We start from the raw sequence: 16075 nt of genomic DNA on the forward strand, positions 1-16075 counted from the left end.
GCTACACGTAAACTTAACCCGATCAAGAAATGGTAAAGCCGAAGCCAGAGGAAGAGCGCATGCCAGCGAAGCCATCGCAAAACGATCTCGACATCGCGGTCATCCTGCCGTGCTACAATGAGGGCCTGACGATTGGCGACGTCGTGTCGCGCTTTCGCGAGGCGCTGCCGACCGCGCGGATCTATGTCTTCGACAACAATTCGGCCGACAATACGGCAATCCTGGCGCGGCTTGCCGGCGCGACGGTGATCCGCGAACGGCGGCAAGGCAAGGGCCATGTCGTGCGGCGGATGTTCTCGGAAATCGATGCCGACCTCTACATCATGGCCGATGGGGACGGCACTTACGCTCCGGAAGATGCGCCGCAGCTGATCACGACACTTCTGAGCGAGCGCGTCGACATGGTGGTCGGGGTGCGCGCCGGTGTCACCGGCGATGCGGGACGTGCCGGCCACGCTTTTGGCAACCGAATGTTCAACGGATTGTACCGGCGCATCTTCGGCCGCGACTTCACCGACATCCTGTCGGGCTACCGGGTGTTCACCCGGCGCTTCGTCAAGAGTTTCCCGGCGATCTCGCACGGCTTCGAAATCGAAACCGAGATGTCGGTGCATGCCAGCCAGCTGCACATGCCGGTGGCCGAAGTTCAACTGGAATATGGCCGGCGGCCCGAGGGCTCTACATCCAAGCTCTCGACGCTGCGCGACGGTATCAAGATCCTGATGATGTTCGCGCGGCTGATGAAAGAAACCCAGCCGCTGAGATTCTTCGGGTTGATCGCGGGCATCCTGTTTGCGGCCAGCGTGTTCTTCATGATCCCGCCCGTCTACGAGTATCTGACGCTCGGCCTCGTCAACCGCGTTCCGACCTGGATCGGCGCGATCGGGCTGTTGCTGTTGTCGACGCTGATGATGGTCGCCGGGCTGGTGCTGGATTCGGTGGCGGCGGGACGCGTGGAGCAGATGCGCATGGCCTATCTGGCGCAGCCGCCCTTGCGCGCCGAGACCCGCGCCCGCTCCGCGCAAGCCAAAACACCGACCGCAACGCAACGCCGCCCACGTCCGTCAAAACGGAAGATCGAAGCATGAATCGCGAAACGACAAACCGCATCCGGTTCGTGATGGAGGAACTGGTCCCTCCGCTGCTGCGCGATTCGCCCGCCTTCCACAGCCTCATGCGGCTTGCCTGGGGCCGGCATATCGACGATCTGGCACGGTTTCGCGAGCGCGCGGCGTTTCTGAGCGACGAGGAATATGCCGAGCTTTATCGCAATCATCCGCGCGTTCACAAAGGCACCGACAATTCGGCGGCGTGTATCGAAAGGATCGCGCAGGACGTGACCGGCGACAGCGTCGCCGATATTGGCTGCGGCACCGGTGTTCTGCTCGAACACATCCGCTCGGCCAATCCCGGCCTCAAGCGGCTTGCCGGCATCGACTTCGTGATCGACGACGCAGCCCGGCTCGACGGCATCGAATATCATGCGGCCCGCATTGAGGCGTTGCCGTTTGACGATGGCGAATTCGATACGGTGGTCTGCACGCATGTGCTGGAACATGTGCTGGACTTCCGCCAATCACTCGCCGAGTTGCGCCGCGTTGCCGCCCGACGGCTGATCGTCGTGGTGCCGCGCGAGCGCGAATACCGCTATTCGTTCAACCCGCACTTCAATTTCTTCCCGTACCGGCACTCCTTCCTGCGCGCGGCGTTTCCGATTCCCGAGAAACACCAGTGCGTGGACGTTGGCCGCGACATATATTACGTGGAGGATCGGCCGGCGGCCGGCATTGGAAACGAACACGCTGAAGCGGCATGAACGAGTATGTTGCCAAGACAAAAGCAGGCAAGCTGTTCAGCTTTGCCTTTGCCGGCGGGAGCGGTTTTGTCATCGACATGAGCGTGCTGTGGCTGCTGCTCAGTTTCACGCCACTGGGGCCGTTCAGCGCCCGCGTCATTTCGATCATCTGCGCGATGATCTCGAATTTCGCGATCAACCGGACCTTCACCTTCGGCGGCAGCGGACGCAGCCTGGCCGAGGAGGGCGCCAGATACTCATCGGTGGGGGCTGTCGGCGCCGGGCTGAACTACGCGATCTATGCCGGCCTGTTGCTGGCGATTCCCGGCTTCTCGCCGTTTTGGGCGACGTTCATCGCGGTCGCTACAGTCGCCGTCTTCTCTTACTTCGGCTATTCGCGCTTCGTCTTCAACCGCGCGTGAGCGGGGCACACCGGACTCACAATTCGCCGCGCAGATGCCCATATTGAGGCCATGAACGCGCGATTTTTCAGCGAGGACGAGTTCGTCTTCCGGCAACACAGATTGATCAACACGCTGCACACGCTGCTGCTGGTCGCCGGCAGCCTGGCTTTGCTGGCGATCACCGCATGGTCGATCGCCGGGTGGACAGGATTGATCTATGCGCTGGCGATTGGCGGCGGGATGCTGGCAGTGGCCAGGCGTATCTCACCAGCCATGGTGCTGCGCATGTACCGGGCGCAAGTCGTCGACGACCGCAGCTTTCCCGCCGGTTACCGGCTCACAAGAGCATTGGCCCAGCGAGCCGGCCTGCCGGAAGCGCCAAGACTGCATGTCATTCCATCTCGGATGATGAACGCGTTTGCCGTCGGGCGGCGCGAGGATTCCGCCATCGCCGTAACGGATGCGCTGGTGCGCGGGCTGACCATGCGCGAGCTGGCGGGCGTGCTGGCGCATGAAATCACGCACATTCGCAACCAGGACATCAAGGTGATGTCGCTCGCCGACATGGTCTCGCGAATGACCTCGACATTGTCGACGGTCGGACTGATCGCGCTGATCTTCAACCTTACCGGCTTCTTCGGCGCAATCCCGTGGCTGGGTGTGCTGGCGATGATCGCCTCACCCAGCGTGGGCGGCCTGCTGCAACTGGCGTTGTCGCGCACACGGGAGTTCGATGCCGACTACGGTGCTGCGATGCTGACCGGCGACCCTGACGGCCTGTCGATGGCGCTTCTGAAGCTGGAACGTGCGCAGGGCCGGCGCTGGGAAGGCATGGTGATGCCGGGCAGCCGGCTGCCGGACCCTTCCCTGTTGCGCAGCCATCCACGCACCGAAGACCGGATCGAGCGTCTGAATGCGCTGCGCGACGCCCTGCATGGGCGCAGGACCGCCGCCGAACACCCGCTTGCCCAGCCTGCGTGGTCTGGCCGGTTCGGCGAGCGCGACCGAATGCGCCGCTGGCTGGCGCTCGCCGACCGGACACCACCGCCAGATCCGGTGTTGAACGCCGAAGAACGCGACAACCCCTCAGCCGAGAATGCGCTCAACCCTTGGGAGCGGCATGGCAGCCGGCCGAGGATCAGGGTCAGGCGCGGGGGTGTATGGTGGTGACGGCCAGTTTACATTAGCCGCCTAAGTAGCGAATTTTCTTTTCCGGCTAAACGTTTTCCCACTGGCCGCTTTTGCCGGATGCGAAGACCGCATCGAGCACACGCTGATTGAGGATCGATTCCTCCAGCGTGAATAGAGAGCCTTCGCCGGACACGGCCCGTGCGAAAGCCTCAACCTGCAAGCGGTACTGCTTGACGCCGGTGAAGCGGAAGACCTCGGTGCGGTCATGGCCGGGGCTGTGCAGCCGCACCTCATCGCCTTCGTAGAGGTTCGAGTTGAACGGCGCGGTCAGTTCGATCCAGCCCTTGTCGCCATGGAAGGCCATGTGCTGGCGGTTGGCGAGCTGCGTCGAAAGGTAGAATGTCTGCTCGAAAGCGCCGTAGTCGGCACGCACGCTGGCGTAACGGTCGATGCCGAAATCCGGATCGTAGTCGACCACGGCGTGGATTCGCTCGGGTTCAGCGCCGGTGGCGAAACGTGTCGTCACAGTCGGATAGACGCCGATATCCGGGATCACGCCGCCGCCGAGTTCGGGCCGGTTGCGCATGTTCTCGGGATCAACATTGTAATAGGAAAACACCGCATCGACCTGGCGCAGTGTCCCGATCGCCCCGTTGGCGATCAGGTCGCGCACCTTGTGCCATTGCGGATGATAGACGACCATGAAGGCTTCGGAGACGAGTACGCCGGCGCGGTCACGCGCCGCGACGAGCGGTTCGATATCGGCGGCGGTCAACGCCAGCGGCTTTTCGCACAGGACATGCTTGCCGGCTTCGGCCGCCTTGATCGACCATTCGATGTGCTGCGAGGTCGGAAGCGGGATGTAGACCCCGTCGATCGTATCGGAGGCCAGCATCGCGTCGTACGAGCCGAAAGCGTGCGGCGCACCAAAGCGGTCGGCGAATGTCCGCGCCCGTTCGGCATCGCGGCTGGCAACCGCCGTCAGCACGCCATTCTGGGAATCGCAGATGGACGGAACAACCTGCTCCAACCCGATCTTGGCCGTCGACAAAACGCCCCACCTGAACATCGCATCCTCCCGCGTGGTTAATGGCCGGTAACCGCAATCGTTCGGATTCGAGCGGACAGATCGACCAGATTTCAATGGCGATTTCCTACCATGCCATCTGGCCAACTAGGGGCAGATGGCATGAGAGTACATGTATTCGCGTTCTTGCTTTTGATCGCGCTGGCAGGCGGCACGAAAGCCGCCCTTGCCGAGACCGTGGGACTGGCACTTGTCGGAGTCAACCCGGAGTTGCTGCATACGGTGATTGAAAAATCATCAGTTTCCACTGCGCCTGAAATCCGCAAACCCGACCTTGCCTCGCTGTGCATGGCCGCCGCGCTCTATCATGAGGCCCGTGGCGAATCGACGACGGGGCAGCTCGCCGTCGCCCGCGTGATCCTCAACCGGGCGCGCAGCCGGGCCTATCCGGACAGCATTTGTGGCGTCGTCTACCAGAATGCGGAACGCGCCAACCGGTGCCAGTTCTCATTTGCCTGTGACGGACTGTCGGATTATCCGCGCAATCCAGCATCGCTACTTCGGATCGCGGAACTGACGCGCGCCATCTTCAAGGAAAAGGCCACCGACCGGTTGTTGCCCGACGCTCCCCGCGAGCGCCGGCATGCCGATTTCGACAAGATCACGCATTACCACACGGATTATGTGAACCCGTCATGGGGGCGCAAGATCGACCGCATCGGCAAGATCGGCGGCCATATCTTCTACCGCAGCGACCGGGTGGCGCGCAGCCTGTAAGCGTGTGCTGGCGTGGTGTCGGCGGTCAGCCGCGCAGCACGCCGCCCACCTTGCCGACATTGTCGACGATCTTCGCCGACAATGCGTCGAGATCCTCGTCGGTCAGGGTGCGCTCGGTCGGCTGGATCGAGACCTCCAGCGCGATCGACTTCTTGCCTTCGCCAAGTGACGATCCCTCGAACTTGTCGAAGATGTTGACCGCCGTGATCAGCTTCTTGTCGGCACCACCAACGGCGCGCAGCAGCGCAGCGGCCGGCACCGCCTTGTCGACAACGAAGGCGAAATCGCGCCGTACCATCTGATAGGGCGAGACCTCCAGCACCGGCTTGGTGCGAGTGGCCTTGCGCTTCGGCTCGGGAATGGCGTCGACGAAAACCTCGAAGCCGCACAGGACCCCCGATACGTCGAGCGTTTCCAGCGCTTTCGGATGAAACTCGCCGAAATGGCCGAGCACGACCTTCGGGCCGAGCTTGATCACGCCGGAGCGGCCCGGGTGATACCAGCCGGGGGCCGCCGGTTCGATCTGCAGGTTTGCAACCGGCGCACCGCAGGCTTCCAGCACGGCGAGCGCATCGGCCTTGGCGTCGAACACGCCAACCGGATCGCCATTGCCGGCCCAGTGGCGGCCACTGCCGGCAAGCGCGGCGGTGCCGCGGCGGATACCGCCGGCGACACGGCGCTGCGTTTCCGGCGTGTCGCCCTGATAGGTGGCTGCAACCTCGAACAGTGCGACATCGCCAACGCCGCGGTCGGCGTTGCGCTGCGCGGCAGCAAGCAGCCCGGGCAGCAGCGACGGCCGCATGTCGCTCATGTCGGCGGCGATCGGATTGGCGAGTTTCAGCGGCGCAGAGCCGCCACCGAACAACTCGGCATGCTCGGCGGGAATGAACGACCAGGACACCGATTCCATCATGCCGCGCACGGCGAGCGCCCGCTTGGCGGCGCGGGTGCGGATTTGCAGCGTCGTCAGGATGCGGCCATTGACCGCGCCGTGACCGGACAGGGGCTGCGGATCGATGTTGTTCTCGCCGTGGATGCGCATCACCTCTTCGACGAGGTCGGCCTTGCCGTCGATGTCGGGACGCCAGGACGGCACCGAGACCGACACGGTCTCGCCGCTGCCCGAGACGCCGAAGCCGAGACGCTTGAGGATATCCGACGATTCCTCGGCGCTGACGGTGATGCCGACAAGCCGGCGAACCTCGGAGAACGGGAACTCGACGATCTTCGGCTCGTGGCCGGCATAGCCGACGATGTGCGGCGTTGAGGGTTTGCCGCCGCATAGGTCGAGGACCAGTTGTGTGGCGTGCTCCATCCCGCCGGCCATGAATTCCGGGTCGACGCCGCGCTCGAAGCGGTAGCGGGCATCGGTGATGATGCCGAGATCGCGGCCCGTACGGGCGATATTGTTGGGGTTCCAGAGGGCGGATTCGATCAGCACATCCGTAGTGTTCTCGTCACAACCGGAATGCTCGCCGCCCATGATGCCGGCGATCGACTCGACGCCGTTGTCGTCGGCGATCACGCACATTTCAGGCGTCAGCGCATATTCGCGTCCGTCCAGCGCCAGCACGGTCTCGCCGTCGTGTGCGCGGCGCACGACCAGATTTCCCGCCACCTTGGCGGCATCGAAAACGTGCAGCGGGCGTCCGCGGTCGAAGGTGACATAGTTGGTGATGTCGACCAGCGCGTTGATCGGACGCAGGCCGATGGCGAGCAGGCGCTGCTGCATCCATTTCGGCGACGGTCCGTTCTTCACGCCCTTGACCATGCGCAGCGCAAAGCCCGGGCACAGGTCGGGCGCTTCGATGGTCACGCCTACCGGGCATTCACCTTCACCAGAGGCCACCGCAACAGAAGGCGTCTTCGCAGTGCCGAGGCCGGAGGCGGCGAGGTCGCGGGCGATCCCCGACACGCCCGTACAATCCGGCCGGTTCGGCGTCAGGCCGATTTCGATGACCGGATCGTCCAGCCCGGCATAGGACGCGAACGGGGAACCGACCGGCGCGTCGGCGGGCAAGTCGATGATGCCGGAATGCTCGTCCGACATCTGCAGCTCGCGCTCCGAACACATCATGCCGTGGCTCTCGACGCCGCGGATCTTGCCGACCGACAGCGTCACGTCGATCCCGGGAACATAGGTGCCGGGCGCGGCGAAGGCACCGATCAATCCGGCGCGCGCGTTCGGCGCGCCGCACACGACCTGCACCGGCTTGCCGTCGCCGGCATCGACCGACAGCACCTGCAGCTTGTCGGCATCCGGGTGTTTCTCGGCCGTCAGCACCTTGGCGATGGTGAACGGCTTGAACTGCGCCTTGTCGTCAACCGCTTCAACCTCGAGGCCGATGCTGGTCAGGCGCTCGACGATCTCGTCGAGCGTGGCGTCGGTTTCCAGATGGTCTTTCAACCAGGAGAGCGTGAATTTCATATCTTGTTCCGATCTAGCTGCTCAGACCGCCAAAAAGCGTCGGCATGTCGAGCGGGCGGAAGCCGTAATGGGAGAGCCAGCGCGCGTCGGCGTCGAAGAAGGCCCGCAGATCCGGCATGCCGTATTTCAGCATGGCCAGCCGGTCGATGCCGATGCCCCAGGCAAAGCCCTGGAATTCATCGGGATCGAGGCCACCGGCGCGCAGCACATTGGGATGCACCATGCCGCAGCCGAGAATCTCCAGCCAGTCGCTGCCCTCGCCGATGCGGATCTCGCCCGGCTTGGAACGGTCGCACTGGATATCGACCTCCATCGACGGCTCGGTGAAGGGGAAGAAGGACGGGCGGAACCGCATGGTCACCTGTTCGACCTCGAAGAAGGCGCGGCAGAATTCCTGCAGTACCCATTTCATGTTGGCGACATTGGCCGTTCGGTCGATGACCAGCCCCTCGACCTGGTGGAACATCGGCGTGTGAGTGGCGTCGGAGTCCGAGCGGTAGGTCTTGCCGGGAATGACAATGCGGATCGGCGGCTTCTGCGCCTCCATAGTGCGGATCTGCACCGGGGAGGTGTGGGTGCGCAGCACCTTGCGCTCGCCGTTTTCATCGGGCGGCAGGAAGAAGGTGTCATGCATCTCGCGGGCCGGGTGCCCGTCCGGGAAGTTCAGCGCGGTGAAGTTGTAGTAGTCGGTCTCGATATCCGGACCATCGGCGATCGAGAAGCCCATGTCGGCGAAAATCGCCGTCAATTCGTCGGTGACTTGCGTGATCGGGTGAATGCGGCCGGTTTCGGCCGGCGAAGGGCGCACGGGCAGGCTTACATCAACCGTCTCGCTGACAAGCCGGGCTTCGATGGCCGCGTCCCGAAGCTCGGTCTTGCGCGCAACGATCGCCTGCGTGATGCGATCGCGCAGGCCGTTGATCGCCGGCCCCATGACCTGGCGCTCGTCCGGCGTCATCTTGCCAAGCGTCTTCAGGCGCTCGGAAACCGCGCCCTTCTTGCCGATGGCGCCCACGCGCACCGATTCGATGCCCGCCTCGTCTTCGGCGGCAGCGATATCGGCCATCAGTTTTTGTTCGAGTTCGGCCAGTTCTTCCATTCGTCCAAGACTTTCCACGGATACACGCGCGGCCACAGGCGGGCCGCGCCGGTCGCCGCTCTCATATCAGGAATCTGCCGCAGGTCCACACCTGCCGCTGACTGCTGCCATTATCGCTTAGAGATGAGGCTTCAGCTCGGCTTTTTGGAAATCATCATCATAAAGGGCGACGCGCCGTCGCCTTCGTGGATGAGCGAACCCATCGCCGTCACCGTATTGCCGGACGGGCTCTTGAGCGCCGCATTGATCTCGTAGTCGACTTGCTCAGACGGCAGGTACTTCTTGTCGACCACATCCATGAACGCGCGTACGACCTTGACCGGCGAGCGTGCCAAGAGATCGCCGTCATAGTCGAAATCGTAACGGCCTTCGCCACCGGTTTCGCTGTGAACCACTACGGCCGTATATGTCGACATGTCCGCCTCCGATTTCCGCGTGCTCTGGCTAAGCTGACGTCATGACAGCCAAATGACAAGGCCCGCGACGTAAACGCCGCGGGCCTCGAAATTGCCAACCGCCATTCAAGGTCGGTCAGGAAACCGCAGCTTCGTATTCGTTCGGCGTCGCGTCCTTCAGGTAGGCCAGATTTTCCTTGGCCTGCGCGACCAGCTTGCCGAATGCTTCCGGCTGATGGATCGCCATGTCGGACAGAACCTTGCGGTCGAGTTCGATGCCGGCCTTGTTGAGGCCGTCAATGAAGCGGCCATAGGTCAGGCCGTGTTCGCGCACGGCCGCGTTGATGCGCTGGATCCACAGCGAGCGGAAATTGCGCTTGCGCACCTTGCGGTCGCGATAAGCATACTGCTTCGACTTGTCGACGGCCGCCTTGGCAGTACGGATGGTGTTTTTGCGACGGCCATAAAAGCCCTTCGCCTGCTTGATGACTTTCTTGTGCTTGGCGTGAGCCGTCACGCCGCGTTTTACACGTGCCATTGGTGTTCTCCAGGTTCAGGTGGTGACGGCTCAGTCGCCGTAGGGCATCATTTTCTTGACGATCTTGGCATCCTGATCGGCGAGCACCATGGTGCCGCGCGCGTCGCGGATGAACTTGTTGGACCGTTTGATCATGCCGTGCCGCTTGCCAGCAGCCTGCACCTTGACCTTGCCAGTGGCCGTGATCTTGAAGCGCTTCTTGCAAGAAGACTTCGTCTTCATTTTGGGCATTTTGCTCTCCGTTTTGTTCGATCCACCGTATATTCCGGCAATCGGGAAAGCGGTCGGCATTCACATGTCGGCCATGCGATACCCGTTCCGATTGTCTGGCGATGGAAACGCTGTTTTTGCATTCAGAACTGACACGGCATGCCCTGCCGGCCCGTTCGAGACGCGGCTCTATATGATGAAGCGCCGATAAATGCAAGCGCGACGCGCGTCCGGCAACGTCAGGCCGGGCTCTTGACCTTGCCTGAAACCACGGCGGGCAGGGCGATGGTCACCCTAAGTCCCTCCTGCGGCGCACCGCCGAGCGTCAGCATTCCGCCATAGGCGTCGGCGATCTCGCTGGCGATCGCCAGTCCCAGCCCGGTCTCGCTTTCAGGGTCACCGGCATGGACCCCGCGCTGCAGGATCCGTTCGCGCTCGTCGGGCGGGATGCCCGGGCCGTCGTCGGTGACATCGATAACGACCCGGTCGCCGCGGCGCGCCGCTGACACCAGCACGTGCGATGTCGCCCATTTGCGCGCATTGTCCAGAATGTTACCCAGAACCTCGGCGAGATCCGCCGTGTCGATGGGCGCTTTCAGGTCACGCGCGATGTCGACCCGCCAGTCGACGACGCGATCTGAAGGAATGGCCGAGATCACCTTGACCACCTTGCCGGCGATCTCGGCGAGATCGGTCCCGCCATCCTGGCCAACGCCCATGCGGGCCCGTTGCAAGTGGCGGTCGGCGCGCTGCCTGATCATGCCGACATGCTCGATAATCGGCCCTCCGGTTTCCGGCGGCAAGGTCTCTGCGGCTTGCAGGATCGCCGTCAGCGGCGTTTTCAACCCATGCGCCAGATCGGCGGCGCGGGCGCGGGCGCGGTCCAGCGCCTCGGCTTTCTCGTCGAGCATGTAGTTGATCTCGGCGACGAGCGGCTGAACCTCTGTCGGCACATCGGCCCGCAGTCGGCTCGCGTCGCCGGAGCGGATCTTGGCGACATCCGCGAGCAACGCACGAAGCGGCCGCAGGCCAACGAGGACCTGAAGGATTGAGGCCAGCATCAGCATGACGGCGGTCAATCCGAGCATGAACGCAAGCTCGCGGCGAAACCCCGCAAGCGCGGTCTCCATCTCGGCGGCCGAGAAACCGGCGAAAAACCGGATTTGCCGACCTCCGCCTGCAGACTCAAAGACGAGCGGGCGTGCCAGCACGAGCATCGGCTCTCCATCCGGCCCCGGCGCGGTCATGAAGGCCGCATAGCCCGATCGCGTCAAGTCTTTGGGCACAATTGCCGTGTCCCACAGCGACCGCGAGCGGATTGGATCGCCGGTTTCCGGCACGACTTCCCAGTAACGCCCGCCGGCCGGCAATTCGTATCGCGGATCTGTCGGCATACGGCCGATGACCGGCACCTCGCCGTCAAACTCGACGCCGGCGGCCAGCGTATCGATCGCCGTCGACATTTCCCGTTCGTACTGCGCGGCAACGTACCCAGCAAATATCTGCTGCAGACCATACCAGGTCGCCAGAACGCCCAGGGCGATGAATAAGCCTGCACCCGCTAGAAGGCGCAGCCGGAGCGACCCGTTTTTCAAGGTTCTTCGGACCCCAAAGTGTAACCAAATCCGCGGCGCGTGAGAATCGCGTCCGGCGCGGTCTTGCGGCGAATGCGCCGGATCATCGCCTCCACCGCGTTCTTGGCCGAATCATCGTCACGCCCCTGGACATGATGCGCCATATCATAGGCAGAAACCACCGCATCCGGGTCGGCCATCAACATCAGCAGGGCGCGGTATTCCTGGGGCGACAATTCCACGGGCTGGCCATCGAACAGGATTGTCTTGCGCACCTCGTCGTGACGGAAACGCCCGACATCGACAACCGTCGCGGGTGCCGCGCCAGCGCGGCGCAGCAGCGCCTTGAGGCGCGCCAGCAGTTCCTCGTTTCGAAACGGTTTCGGCAGGTAGTCATCGGCGCCGGCGTCGAACCCGTCGACCCGCTCCATCCATGAACCACGGGCGGTCAGGATCAGCACCGGGACGGCGTTGCCGGCGCGCCGCCAACGGCGCAGCAGGGTCAGACCGTCGAGGTCCGGCAATCCGAGGTCCAGAATGACCGCGTCGTATTCGCCGATATCGCCCTTTTCCCAGACATCGATGCCATTATCGCTGTGATCGACGCGATAGCCTTCTTGCGTCAACGCCTCTTTGACATGACGCGCGATTACGGGATCGTCTTCGGCAAGCAGAATGTTCATGCGGTCACCGGAACAGGGCACCCAGACCCAGAAAACGGCCGGATTCCGCATCCATGCGCACAGTCCGTACCGTGCCGCGTTCTGTCCGCACCTTGAAGGTATACTCCAGGCGCCGGCCCTTTTCGCGCAACGACACGTCGATGACCGTACCGCCAAACCGCTTTTCCACGCTGCGCAGCGCGGAACTCAAAGGAATCGCCTGTCCCTGGCTTACTGCCCTGGCCGCGCCAGTCTGATCGAGTGACCTTGCGCCAGCGGCCTTGCCGCCATCCTCGTCACCGTCGTCACTATCATCGCCGTCGCTGTCGCTGTCGGCGTCACCATCGCTACCATCGCTGTCGCCGCCATCGCCACCGTCACCGCCATCGGATTCGCCACCGTCGGATTCGCCCCCACCATCGGAGTCGCTCCCACCGTCGGAGTCTCCGTCGTCCGCGTGGACGGGCGCTGAAAGAAGAACCCATGCGGGGATCAGCAGTGCGCCGACTGCGACGGCGGACTGCTGCACGAACAGGCGGCGGGTTATCCACGATTTGTTTCCAGTACTCATGGCGGGTCGAAATCTACCCGATCAACAAAAACAGGCAAGAGCGGGCAATTGCCCGCTCTTGCCGGACCGGCACTGCCAAAGGGTCGGGCGACAGGATACCGGTCGGTGGGCTCCTTCGTTCAGGTCAGAACGTCAGGACTTACTGGGCCGCCGGCTGCGTCAGCAGCTCGACAAGCGTGCTCGGCCCAGTCGTGCCGGCTGTTCCGGCAGAGGTGCTGCCGTCGTCGTCGTCGTCATCGTCGTCGTCATCACCATCGTCGTCGGAATCGCCGTCATCGCTGTCGCTGTCCGAATCGCTGTCGGAGTCGCTATCGGAATCGCTGTCCGAATCGCCGCCGTCGCTGTCGGAGTCGCCACCATCGGAATCGCCGTCGTCAGCGTGAGCCGATGAAACAATGTACTTCGTCCAGAAGCCTTCGACCGGCTCCCATCCAGAGGACGGAGGAACAACAGCGCCCGCGAGCAAAGTCGCGAAAGCGGCGGGAAGTACCAGTTTTTTCGTTAGAGTAGTCACATCCAGTCTCCATTTTTCGAAGTCGCCTGTCCCGGCGATGGAGAGAAGACTAGCAAGGGGCCGCTGACAGGGTGCTGATCCGGACTGTCAGCGTTTTGTCAGTTTGGCGGCCGGCGTGTGAGCAGTATCGCGAGAAACAAAAAAGGCGGCCCATGGCCGCCTTTCCAAGAGCATTGTTCATGACCGCGCAGGCCGTCAGCGCGGTGCCAGCACCATCATCATCTGCCGGCCTTCGAGTTTCGGCTCGGCCTCGACCTTGGCGATCTCTTCCGTGTCACCCTTGACCTTCTGCAGCAGTTCCATGCCGAGCTCCTGGTGCGCCATCTCACGACCGCGGAAGCGAAGGGTCACCTTGACCTTGTCACCGTCGTCGAAAAACCGGCGGATCGCCTTCATCTTCACCTCATAGTCATGGGTGTCGATATTCGGCCGCATCTTGATTTCCTTGACCTCGACGGTCTTCTGCCGCTTGCGCGCGGCAGCGGCCTTCTTCTGCTGCTCGTATTTCAGTTTGCCGAGATCGACGATCTTGGCGACAGGGGGACTGGCGTTAGGAACGATCAGGACAAGATCCAGCCCGGCTTCCTCGGCGATCCGGAGGGCGGCTTCGGTATCTGTCGGGCCTCGGTTTTCACCGTCGGCATCAATCAATTGAATTTGGGGCTCGCGGATATCGCGATTTGCTGTGGGGCCTGTTTTTTGAGCTGGGGGCGCTCGGAATGGACGGCGAATGGTCGTTGTCTCCTCAACTGTTTCGGATATGCCTTCTGGCGGGATCGCGCTATGTCGGGATTCCGCCGGCGGAGTCAATAGCATGGTTGCATGGAAAAATCACCATGGCGCCTTCAGCGGTAATCAATTAGCGTCCGCGACCGCAACAACGATCCCGAGACGCAACAGCCGGCAGCCCCATGCAAGAACAACCGCAGTTCCTCGATGTTTCAGGCACCCGCATCGCCGTTCGTCACCAGGCGGGCGGTGCGCCCGGGTTGGTTTGGCTCGGCGGGTTCATGTCCGACATGCTGGGAAGCAAGGCCGAGACACTGGCGGCGCTGGCGAGCCAGTCGGGTTTGTCATACACGCGCCACGACTATTCCGGCCACGGCGAGTCCGGCGGCGCGTTTCGAGACGGCACGATTTCCCGGTGGCTCGCGCAAAGTATCGCCGTGTTTGAGCGCTACACAGAAGGACCGCAGATCCTTGTCGGCTCGTCAATGGGTGCATGGATCGCCTTGCGCATGGTCCAGGAAATCAATCGCGGCGCGGCGGACGACCGGATCGCCGGCCTGATCCTGCTTGCACCGGCCCCGGATTTCACCAGCGACCTGCATGCGCCGAAACTGACCGAGGATCAGATATCATCCCTGGCGACCCACGGCTATTTCGAGGCGCCGAGCGGCTACTCCGACGAGCCCTACGTGTTCACGCGAGAACTTTTTGAGGACGGCGATAAAAACCGTGTCCTGACCGGTCCGATCGACACCCACTGCCCGGTGCACATATTGCAGGGCATGGAAGACCCGGATGTGCCCTATCAGCACGCCGAGAAGCTCGCCGCGCTGCTGTCCAAGGACGATGTGACGCTGACCTTCATCAAGGATGGCGATCACCGGCTGTCGCGGCCGGAAGACCTGAGCCTGCTGGAACGCACGGTGACAGGGATGGTCGAAACCATCCGGCAAGGCTGATGCGTTTCTCGACGTTTTCGGCGGCGCTGATCGCCAGTATCGTCGGTTTCGCCGGAACGCTGCCATTGGTTCTGACGGCGGCAGAAGCCGTCGGCGCATCGCCGGCACAAACGGCGAGTTGGGTCACGGCGATCTGTTTGGCGATCGGGCTTGAAACGCTGATCCTCTCGGTCTGGCTGCGTATCCCTTCGGTGACCGCGTGGTCGGTAGCCGGTCTGGCACTGGTCGGCGCAAGCGAGGGGTTCACGATCAACGAGGCCACCGGCGCATTCATCGTGGCCGGCGCGCTGCTGATTGCCACCGGTCTGTTCCGGCCGCTGACCTGGCTGGTGGACCGAATACCGACCGGGGTTTCGGCCGGCATGCTCGCCGGCATCATCCTGCCTTTCGTCATGCAGGCCGCCGGAACAGTGTCGCTCGATCCCGGTTTCGTACTGCCGCTGATCGTGCTGTTTTTCCTGTTGCGGCTCTGGAACCCGGCCCTGGCGATCGTCGCCGTGCTGGTCGCTGGCGTGGCAATCGCGCTGACCACCGGGCGATCGACCGGATCGATCGAGCCGGCGTTCTCCGGCCTCGTCGCAATCGCCCCGCATTTCGATCCGGTGGCCATCATCGCGCTGGCGCTGCCGACCTATCTGGTGACCATGGCGTCCCAAAACCTGCCGGGAATCGCCGTTCTCAAGACCAGCGGTTACGAGCCTAAGCCCGGACCGATGATTGGCGTAACCGGCGCCTTTTCGACGATCAGCGCGCTGTTCGGCGCCTCGACGACCAATCTCTCGGCGCTGACGGCCGCAATCTGCACCGGGCCGGATGCGCACCCGGATCCACAAAGGCGGTGGCTGACCGGTCCGTGGTATGCGGCGTTCTATTTCCTGTTCGCCGCGTTCGGGGCCTCGCTGATCGCAACCGTTGCGGCAATGCCCGCTACATTGATCCATCTCATCCTCGGACTGGCGCTGCTCGCGCCACTCGCCAATGCGATGGCGATCGCCCTGCGTGACGAAAACGAGAGGCTGGCCGGCGTGATCACGCTCGCGGTGACCGCTTCCGGTTTGTCGATTTTCGGCGTCGGATCGGCGTTTTGGGGTCTCGTCGCGGGCCTCGTGGTATTTTTTTCAAATTTTTTCCACTGGAGAAAACTCCAGTGAGTCGCCCGAAAACGCCGGAATTCCGGGCTTTGGCGATTTGCAATCCGGCGGACATGTACCCACCTCGATAACGGGCAGCGACGGATGCAGCCCGAACGCGAAAGGGTAACA

At 63.0% G+C, this 16075-nt stretch carries 18 protein-coding genes; 7 read left to right on the plus strand and 11 right to left on the minus strand.

What is annotated here, in order from left to right:
• The first annotated feature begins 59 nt into the window (after positions 1–59).
• The 4 genes from ACO06R_RS02515 to ACO06R_RS02530 are packed head-to-tail and all read left to right on the plus strand — an operon-like array spanning position 60 to position 3369.
• A complete protein-coding gene (locus ACO06R_RS02515; protein WP_421855706.1) occupies positions 60–1088 on the plus strand; it encodes a glycosyltransferase in 1029 nt (342 codons plus the stop codon).
• Positions 1085–1816 (plus strand): class I SAM-dependent methyltransferase, encoded by a 732-nt coding sequence (locus ACO06R_RS02520; RefSeq protein ID WP_421855708.1) that lies wholly within the window; start codon positions 1085–1087, stop codon positions 1814–1816. Before ACO06R_RS02515 ends, ACO06R_RS02520 begins: the two co-directional genes overlap by 4 nt.
• Positions 1813–2217 (plus strand): GtrA family protein, encoded by a 405-nt coding sequence (locus ACO06R_RS02525; RefSeq protein ID WP_421855710.1) that lies wholly within the window; start codon positions 1813–1815, stop codon positions 2215–2217. The genes ACO06R_RS02520 and ACO06R_RS02525 overlap by 4 nt, the downstream gene beginning before the upstream one ends.
• A gap of 51 nt (positions 2218–2268) precedes the next feature.
• Positions 2269–3369: a zinc metalloprotease HtpX gene (locus ACO06R_RS02530; protein ID WP_421855712.1), complete on the plus strand. Its 1101-nt coding sequence runs from the start codon at positions 2269–2271 to the stop codon at positions 3367–3369.
• Positions 3370–3415: 46 nt separating this feature from the next.
• Here the strand turns inward: ACO06R_RS02530 and ACO06R_RS02535 are convergent, their stop codons facing one another.
• Positions 3416–4399 carry a Gfo/Idh/MocA family protein gene (locus ACO06R_RS02535; RefSeq protein ID WP_421855714.1) on the minus strand — a complete coding sequence of 328 codons (984 nt, stop codon included), beginning with the start codon at positions 4397–4399 and terminating at the stop codon, positions 3416–3418.
• Between the two features lie 120 nt (positions 4400–4519).
• Here ACO06R_RS02535 and ACO06R_RS02540 point away from each other — a divergent pair, with 120 nt between their 5' ends.
• On the plus strand, positions 4520–5134 hold the full coding sequence (locus tag ACO06R_RS02540; RefSeq protein WP_421855716.1) for a cell wall hydrolase: 615 nt from the start codon (positions 4520–4522) through the stop codon (positions 5132–5134).
• Between the two features lie 25 nt (positions 5135–5159).
• Here the strand turns inward: ACO06R_RS02540 and pheT are convergent, their stop codons facing one another.
• From pheT to infC, 10 genes are all read right to left on the minus strand, one after another.
• The gene (gene pheT / locus ACO06R_RS02545; RefSeq protein WP_421855718.1) at positions 5160–7562 is read right to left on the minus strand and encodes a phenylalanine--tRNA ligase subunit beta; all 2403 of its coding nucleotides are present in this window, start codon (positions 7560–7562) and stop codon (positions 5160–5162) included.
• 13 nt (positions 7563–7575) lie between these two features.
• Positions 7576–8661, minus strand: coding sequence for a phenylalanine--tRNA ligase subunit alpha (pheS, locus tag ACO06R_RS02550; RefSeq protein ID WP_421855720.1), 1086 nt, complete (start codon positions 8659–8661; stop codon positions 7576–7578).
• A gap of 131 nt (positions 8662–8792) precedes the next feature.
• Positions 8793–9077 (minus strand): hypothetical protein, encoded by a 285-nt coding sequence (locus ACO06R_RS02555; protein ID WP_421855722.1) that lies wholly within the window; start codon positions 9075–9077, stop codon positions 8793–8795.
• Positions 9078–9192: 115 nt separating this feature from the next.
• Positions 9193–9594, minus strand: coding sequence for a 50S ribosomal protein L20 (rplT, locus tag ACO06R_RS02560; protein WP_421855724.1), 402 nt, complete (start codon positions 9592–9594; stop codon positions 9193–9195).
• Positions 9595–9624: 30 nt separating this feature from the next.
• Positions 9625–9825 (minus strand): 50S ribosomal protein L35, encoded by a 201-nt coding sequence (gene rpmI / locus ACO06R_RS02565; protein ID WP_421855726.1) that lies wholly within the window; start codon positions 9823–9825, stop codon positions 9625–9627.
• Positions 9826–10043: 218 nt separating this feature from the next.
• A complete protein-coding gene (locus tag ACO06R_RS02570; RefSeq protein WP_421855728.1) occupies positions 10044–11267 on the minus strand; it encodes a sensor histidine kinase in 1224 nt (407 codons plus the stop codon).
• A gap of 128 nt (positions 11268–11395) precedes the next feature.
• Complete coding sequence (locus tag ACO06R_RS02575; RefSeq protein WP_421855730.1) at positions 11396–12061, minus strand: response regulator transcription factor; 666 nt, start codon at positions 12059–12061, stop codon at positions 11396–11398.
• A 4-nt stretch (positions 12062–12065) separates the two neighbouring features.
• On the minus strand, positions 12066–12611 hold the full coding sequence (locus tag ACO06R_RS02580) for a PepSY domain-containing protein (protein ID WP_421855732.1): 546 nt from the start codon (positions 12609–12611) through the stop codon (positions 12066–12068).
• A 139-nt stretch (positions 12612–12750) separates the two neighbouring features.
• Positions 12751–13125: a hypothetical protein gene (locus ACO06R_RS02585; RefSeq protein ID WP_421855734.1), complete on the minus strand. Its 375-nt coding sequence runs from the start codon at positions 13123–13125 to the stop codon at positions 12751–12753.
• Between the two features lie 195 nt (positions 13126–13320).
• On the minus strand, positions 13321–13857 hold the full coding sequence (gene infC, locus ACO06R_RS02590; RefSeq protein WP_421859169.1) for a translation initiation factor IF-3: 537 nt from the start codon (positions 13855–13857) through the stop codon (positions 13321–13323).
• A 179-nt stretch (positions 13858–14036) separates the two neighbouring features.
• Between infC and ACO06R_RS02595 the strand changes: the two genes are divergently transcribed.
• Together ACO06R_RS02595 and ACO06R_RS02600 are read left to right on the plus strand one after the other, a co-directional pair.
• A complete protein-coding gene (locus ACO06R_RS02595; RefSeq protein ID WP_421855736.1) occupies positions 14037–14813 on the plus strand; it encodes an alpha/beta hydrolase in 777 nt (258 codons plus the stop codon).
• Positions 14813–15964, plus strand: a complete 1152-nt coding sequence (locus ACO06R_RS02600) for a benzoate/H(+) symporter BenE family transporter (RefSeq protein ID WP_421855738.1) — start codon at positions 14813–14815, stop codon at positions 15962–15964. Before ACO06R_RS02595 ends, ACO06R_RS02600 begins: the two co-directional genes overlap by 1 nt.
• The last annotated feature ends 111 nt before the right edge of the window (positions 15965–16075 follow it).

The sequence above is a fragment of the Oricola sp. genome (assembly GCF_965230365.1).
Lineage (GTDB): Bacteria > Pseudomonadota > Alphaproteobacteria > Rhizobiales > Rhizobiaceae > Oricola.

Bases quoted from the DNA above. Each gene is read 5' to 3' on its own strand.
- ACO06R_RS02515 (WP_421855706.1), top strand. From the start codon at position 60: ATGCCAGCGAAGCCATCGCAAAACGATCTCGACATCGCGGTCATCCTG.
- ACO06R_RS02520 (WP_421855708.1), top strand. From the start codon at position 1,085: ATGAATCGCGAAACGACAAACCGCATCCGGTTCGTGATGGAGGAACTG.
- ACO06R_RS02525 (WP_421855710.1), top strand. From the start codon at position 1,813: ATGAACGAGTATGTTGCCAAGACAAAAGCAGGCAAGCTGTTCAGCTTT.
- ACO06R_RS02530 (WP_421855712.1), top strand. From the start codon at position 2,269: ATGAACGCGCGATTTTTCAGCGAGGACGAGTTCGTCTTCCGGCAACAC.
- ACO06R_RS02535 (WP_421855714.1), bottom strand. From the start codon at position 4,399: ATGTTCAGGTGGGGCGTTTTGTCGACGGCCAAGATCGGGTTGGAGCAG.
- ACO06R_RS02540 (WP_421855716.1), top strand. From the start codon at position 4,520: ATGAGAGTACATGTATTCGCGTTCTTGCTTTTGATCGCGCTGGCAGGC.
- pheT (WP_421855718.1), bottom strand. From the start codon at position 7,562: ATGAAATTCACGCTCTCCTGGTTGAAAGACCATCTGGAAACCGACGCC.
- pheS (WP_421855720.1), bottom strand. From the start codon at position 8,661: ATGGAAGAACTGGCCGAACTCGAACAAAAACTGATGGCCGATATCGCT.
- ACO06R_RS02555 (WP_421855722.1), bottom strand. From the start codon at position 9,077: ATGTCGACATATACGGCCGTAGTGGTTCACAGCGAAACCGGTGGCGAA.
- rplT (WP_421855724.1), bottom strand. From the start codon at position 9,594: ATGGCACGTGTAAAACGCGGCGTGACGGCTCACGCCAAGCACAAGAAA.
- rpmI (WP_421855726.1), bottom strand. From the start codon at position 9,825: ATGCCCAAAATGAAGACGAAGTCTTCTTGCAAGAAGCGCTTCAAGATC.
- ACO06R_RS02570 (WP_421855728.1), bottom strand. From the start codon at position 11,267: ATGTCGACGGCGATCGATACGCTGGCCGCCGGCGTCGAGTTTGACGGC.
- ACO06R_RS02575 (WP_421855730.1), bottom strand. From the start codon at position 12,061: ATGAACATTCTGCTTGCCGAAGACGATCCCGTAATCGCGCGTCATGTC.
- ACO06R_RS02580 (WP_421855732.1), bottom strand. From the start codon at position 12,611: ATGAGTACTGGAAACAAATCGTGGATAACCCGCCGCCTGTTCGTGCAG.
- ACO06R_RS02595 (WP_421855736.1), top strand. From the start codon at position 14,037: ATGCAAGAACAACCGCAGTTCCTCGATGTTTCAGGCACCCGCATCGCC.
- ACO06R_RS02600 (WP_421855738.1), top strand. From the start codon at position 14,813: ATGCGTTTCTCGACGTTTTCGGCGGCGCTGATCGCCAGTATCGTCGGT.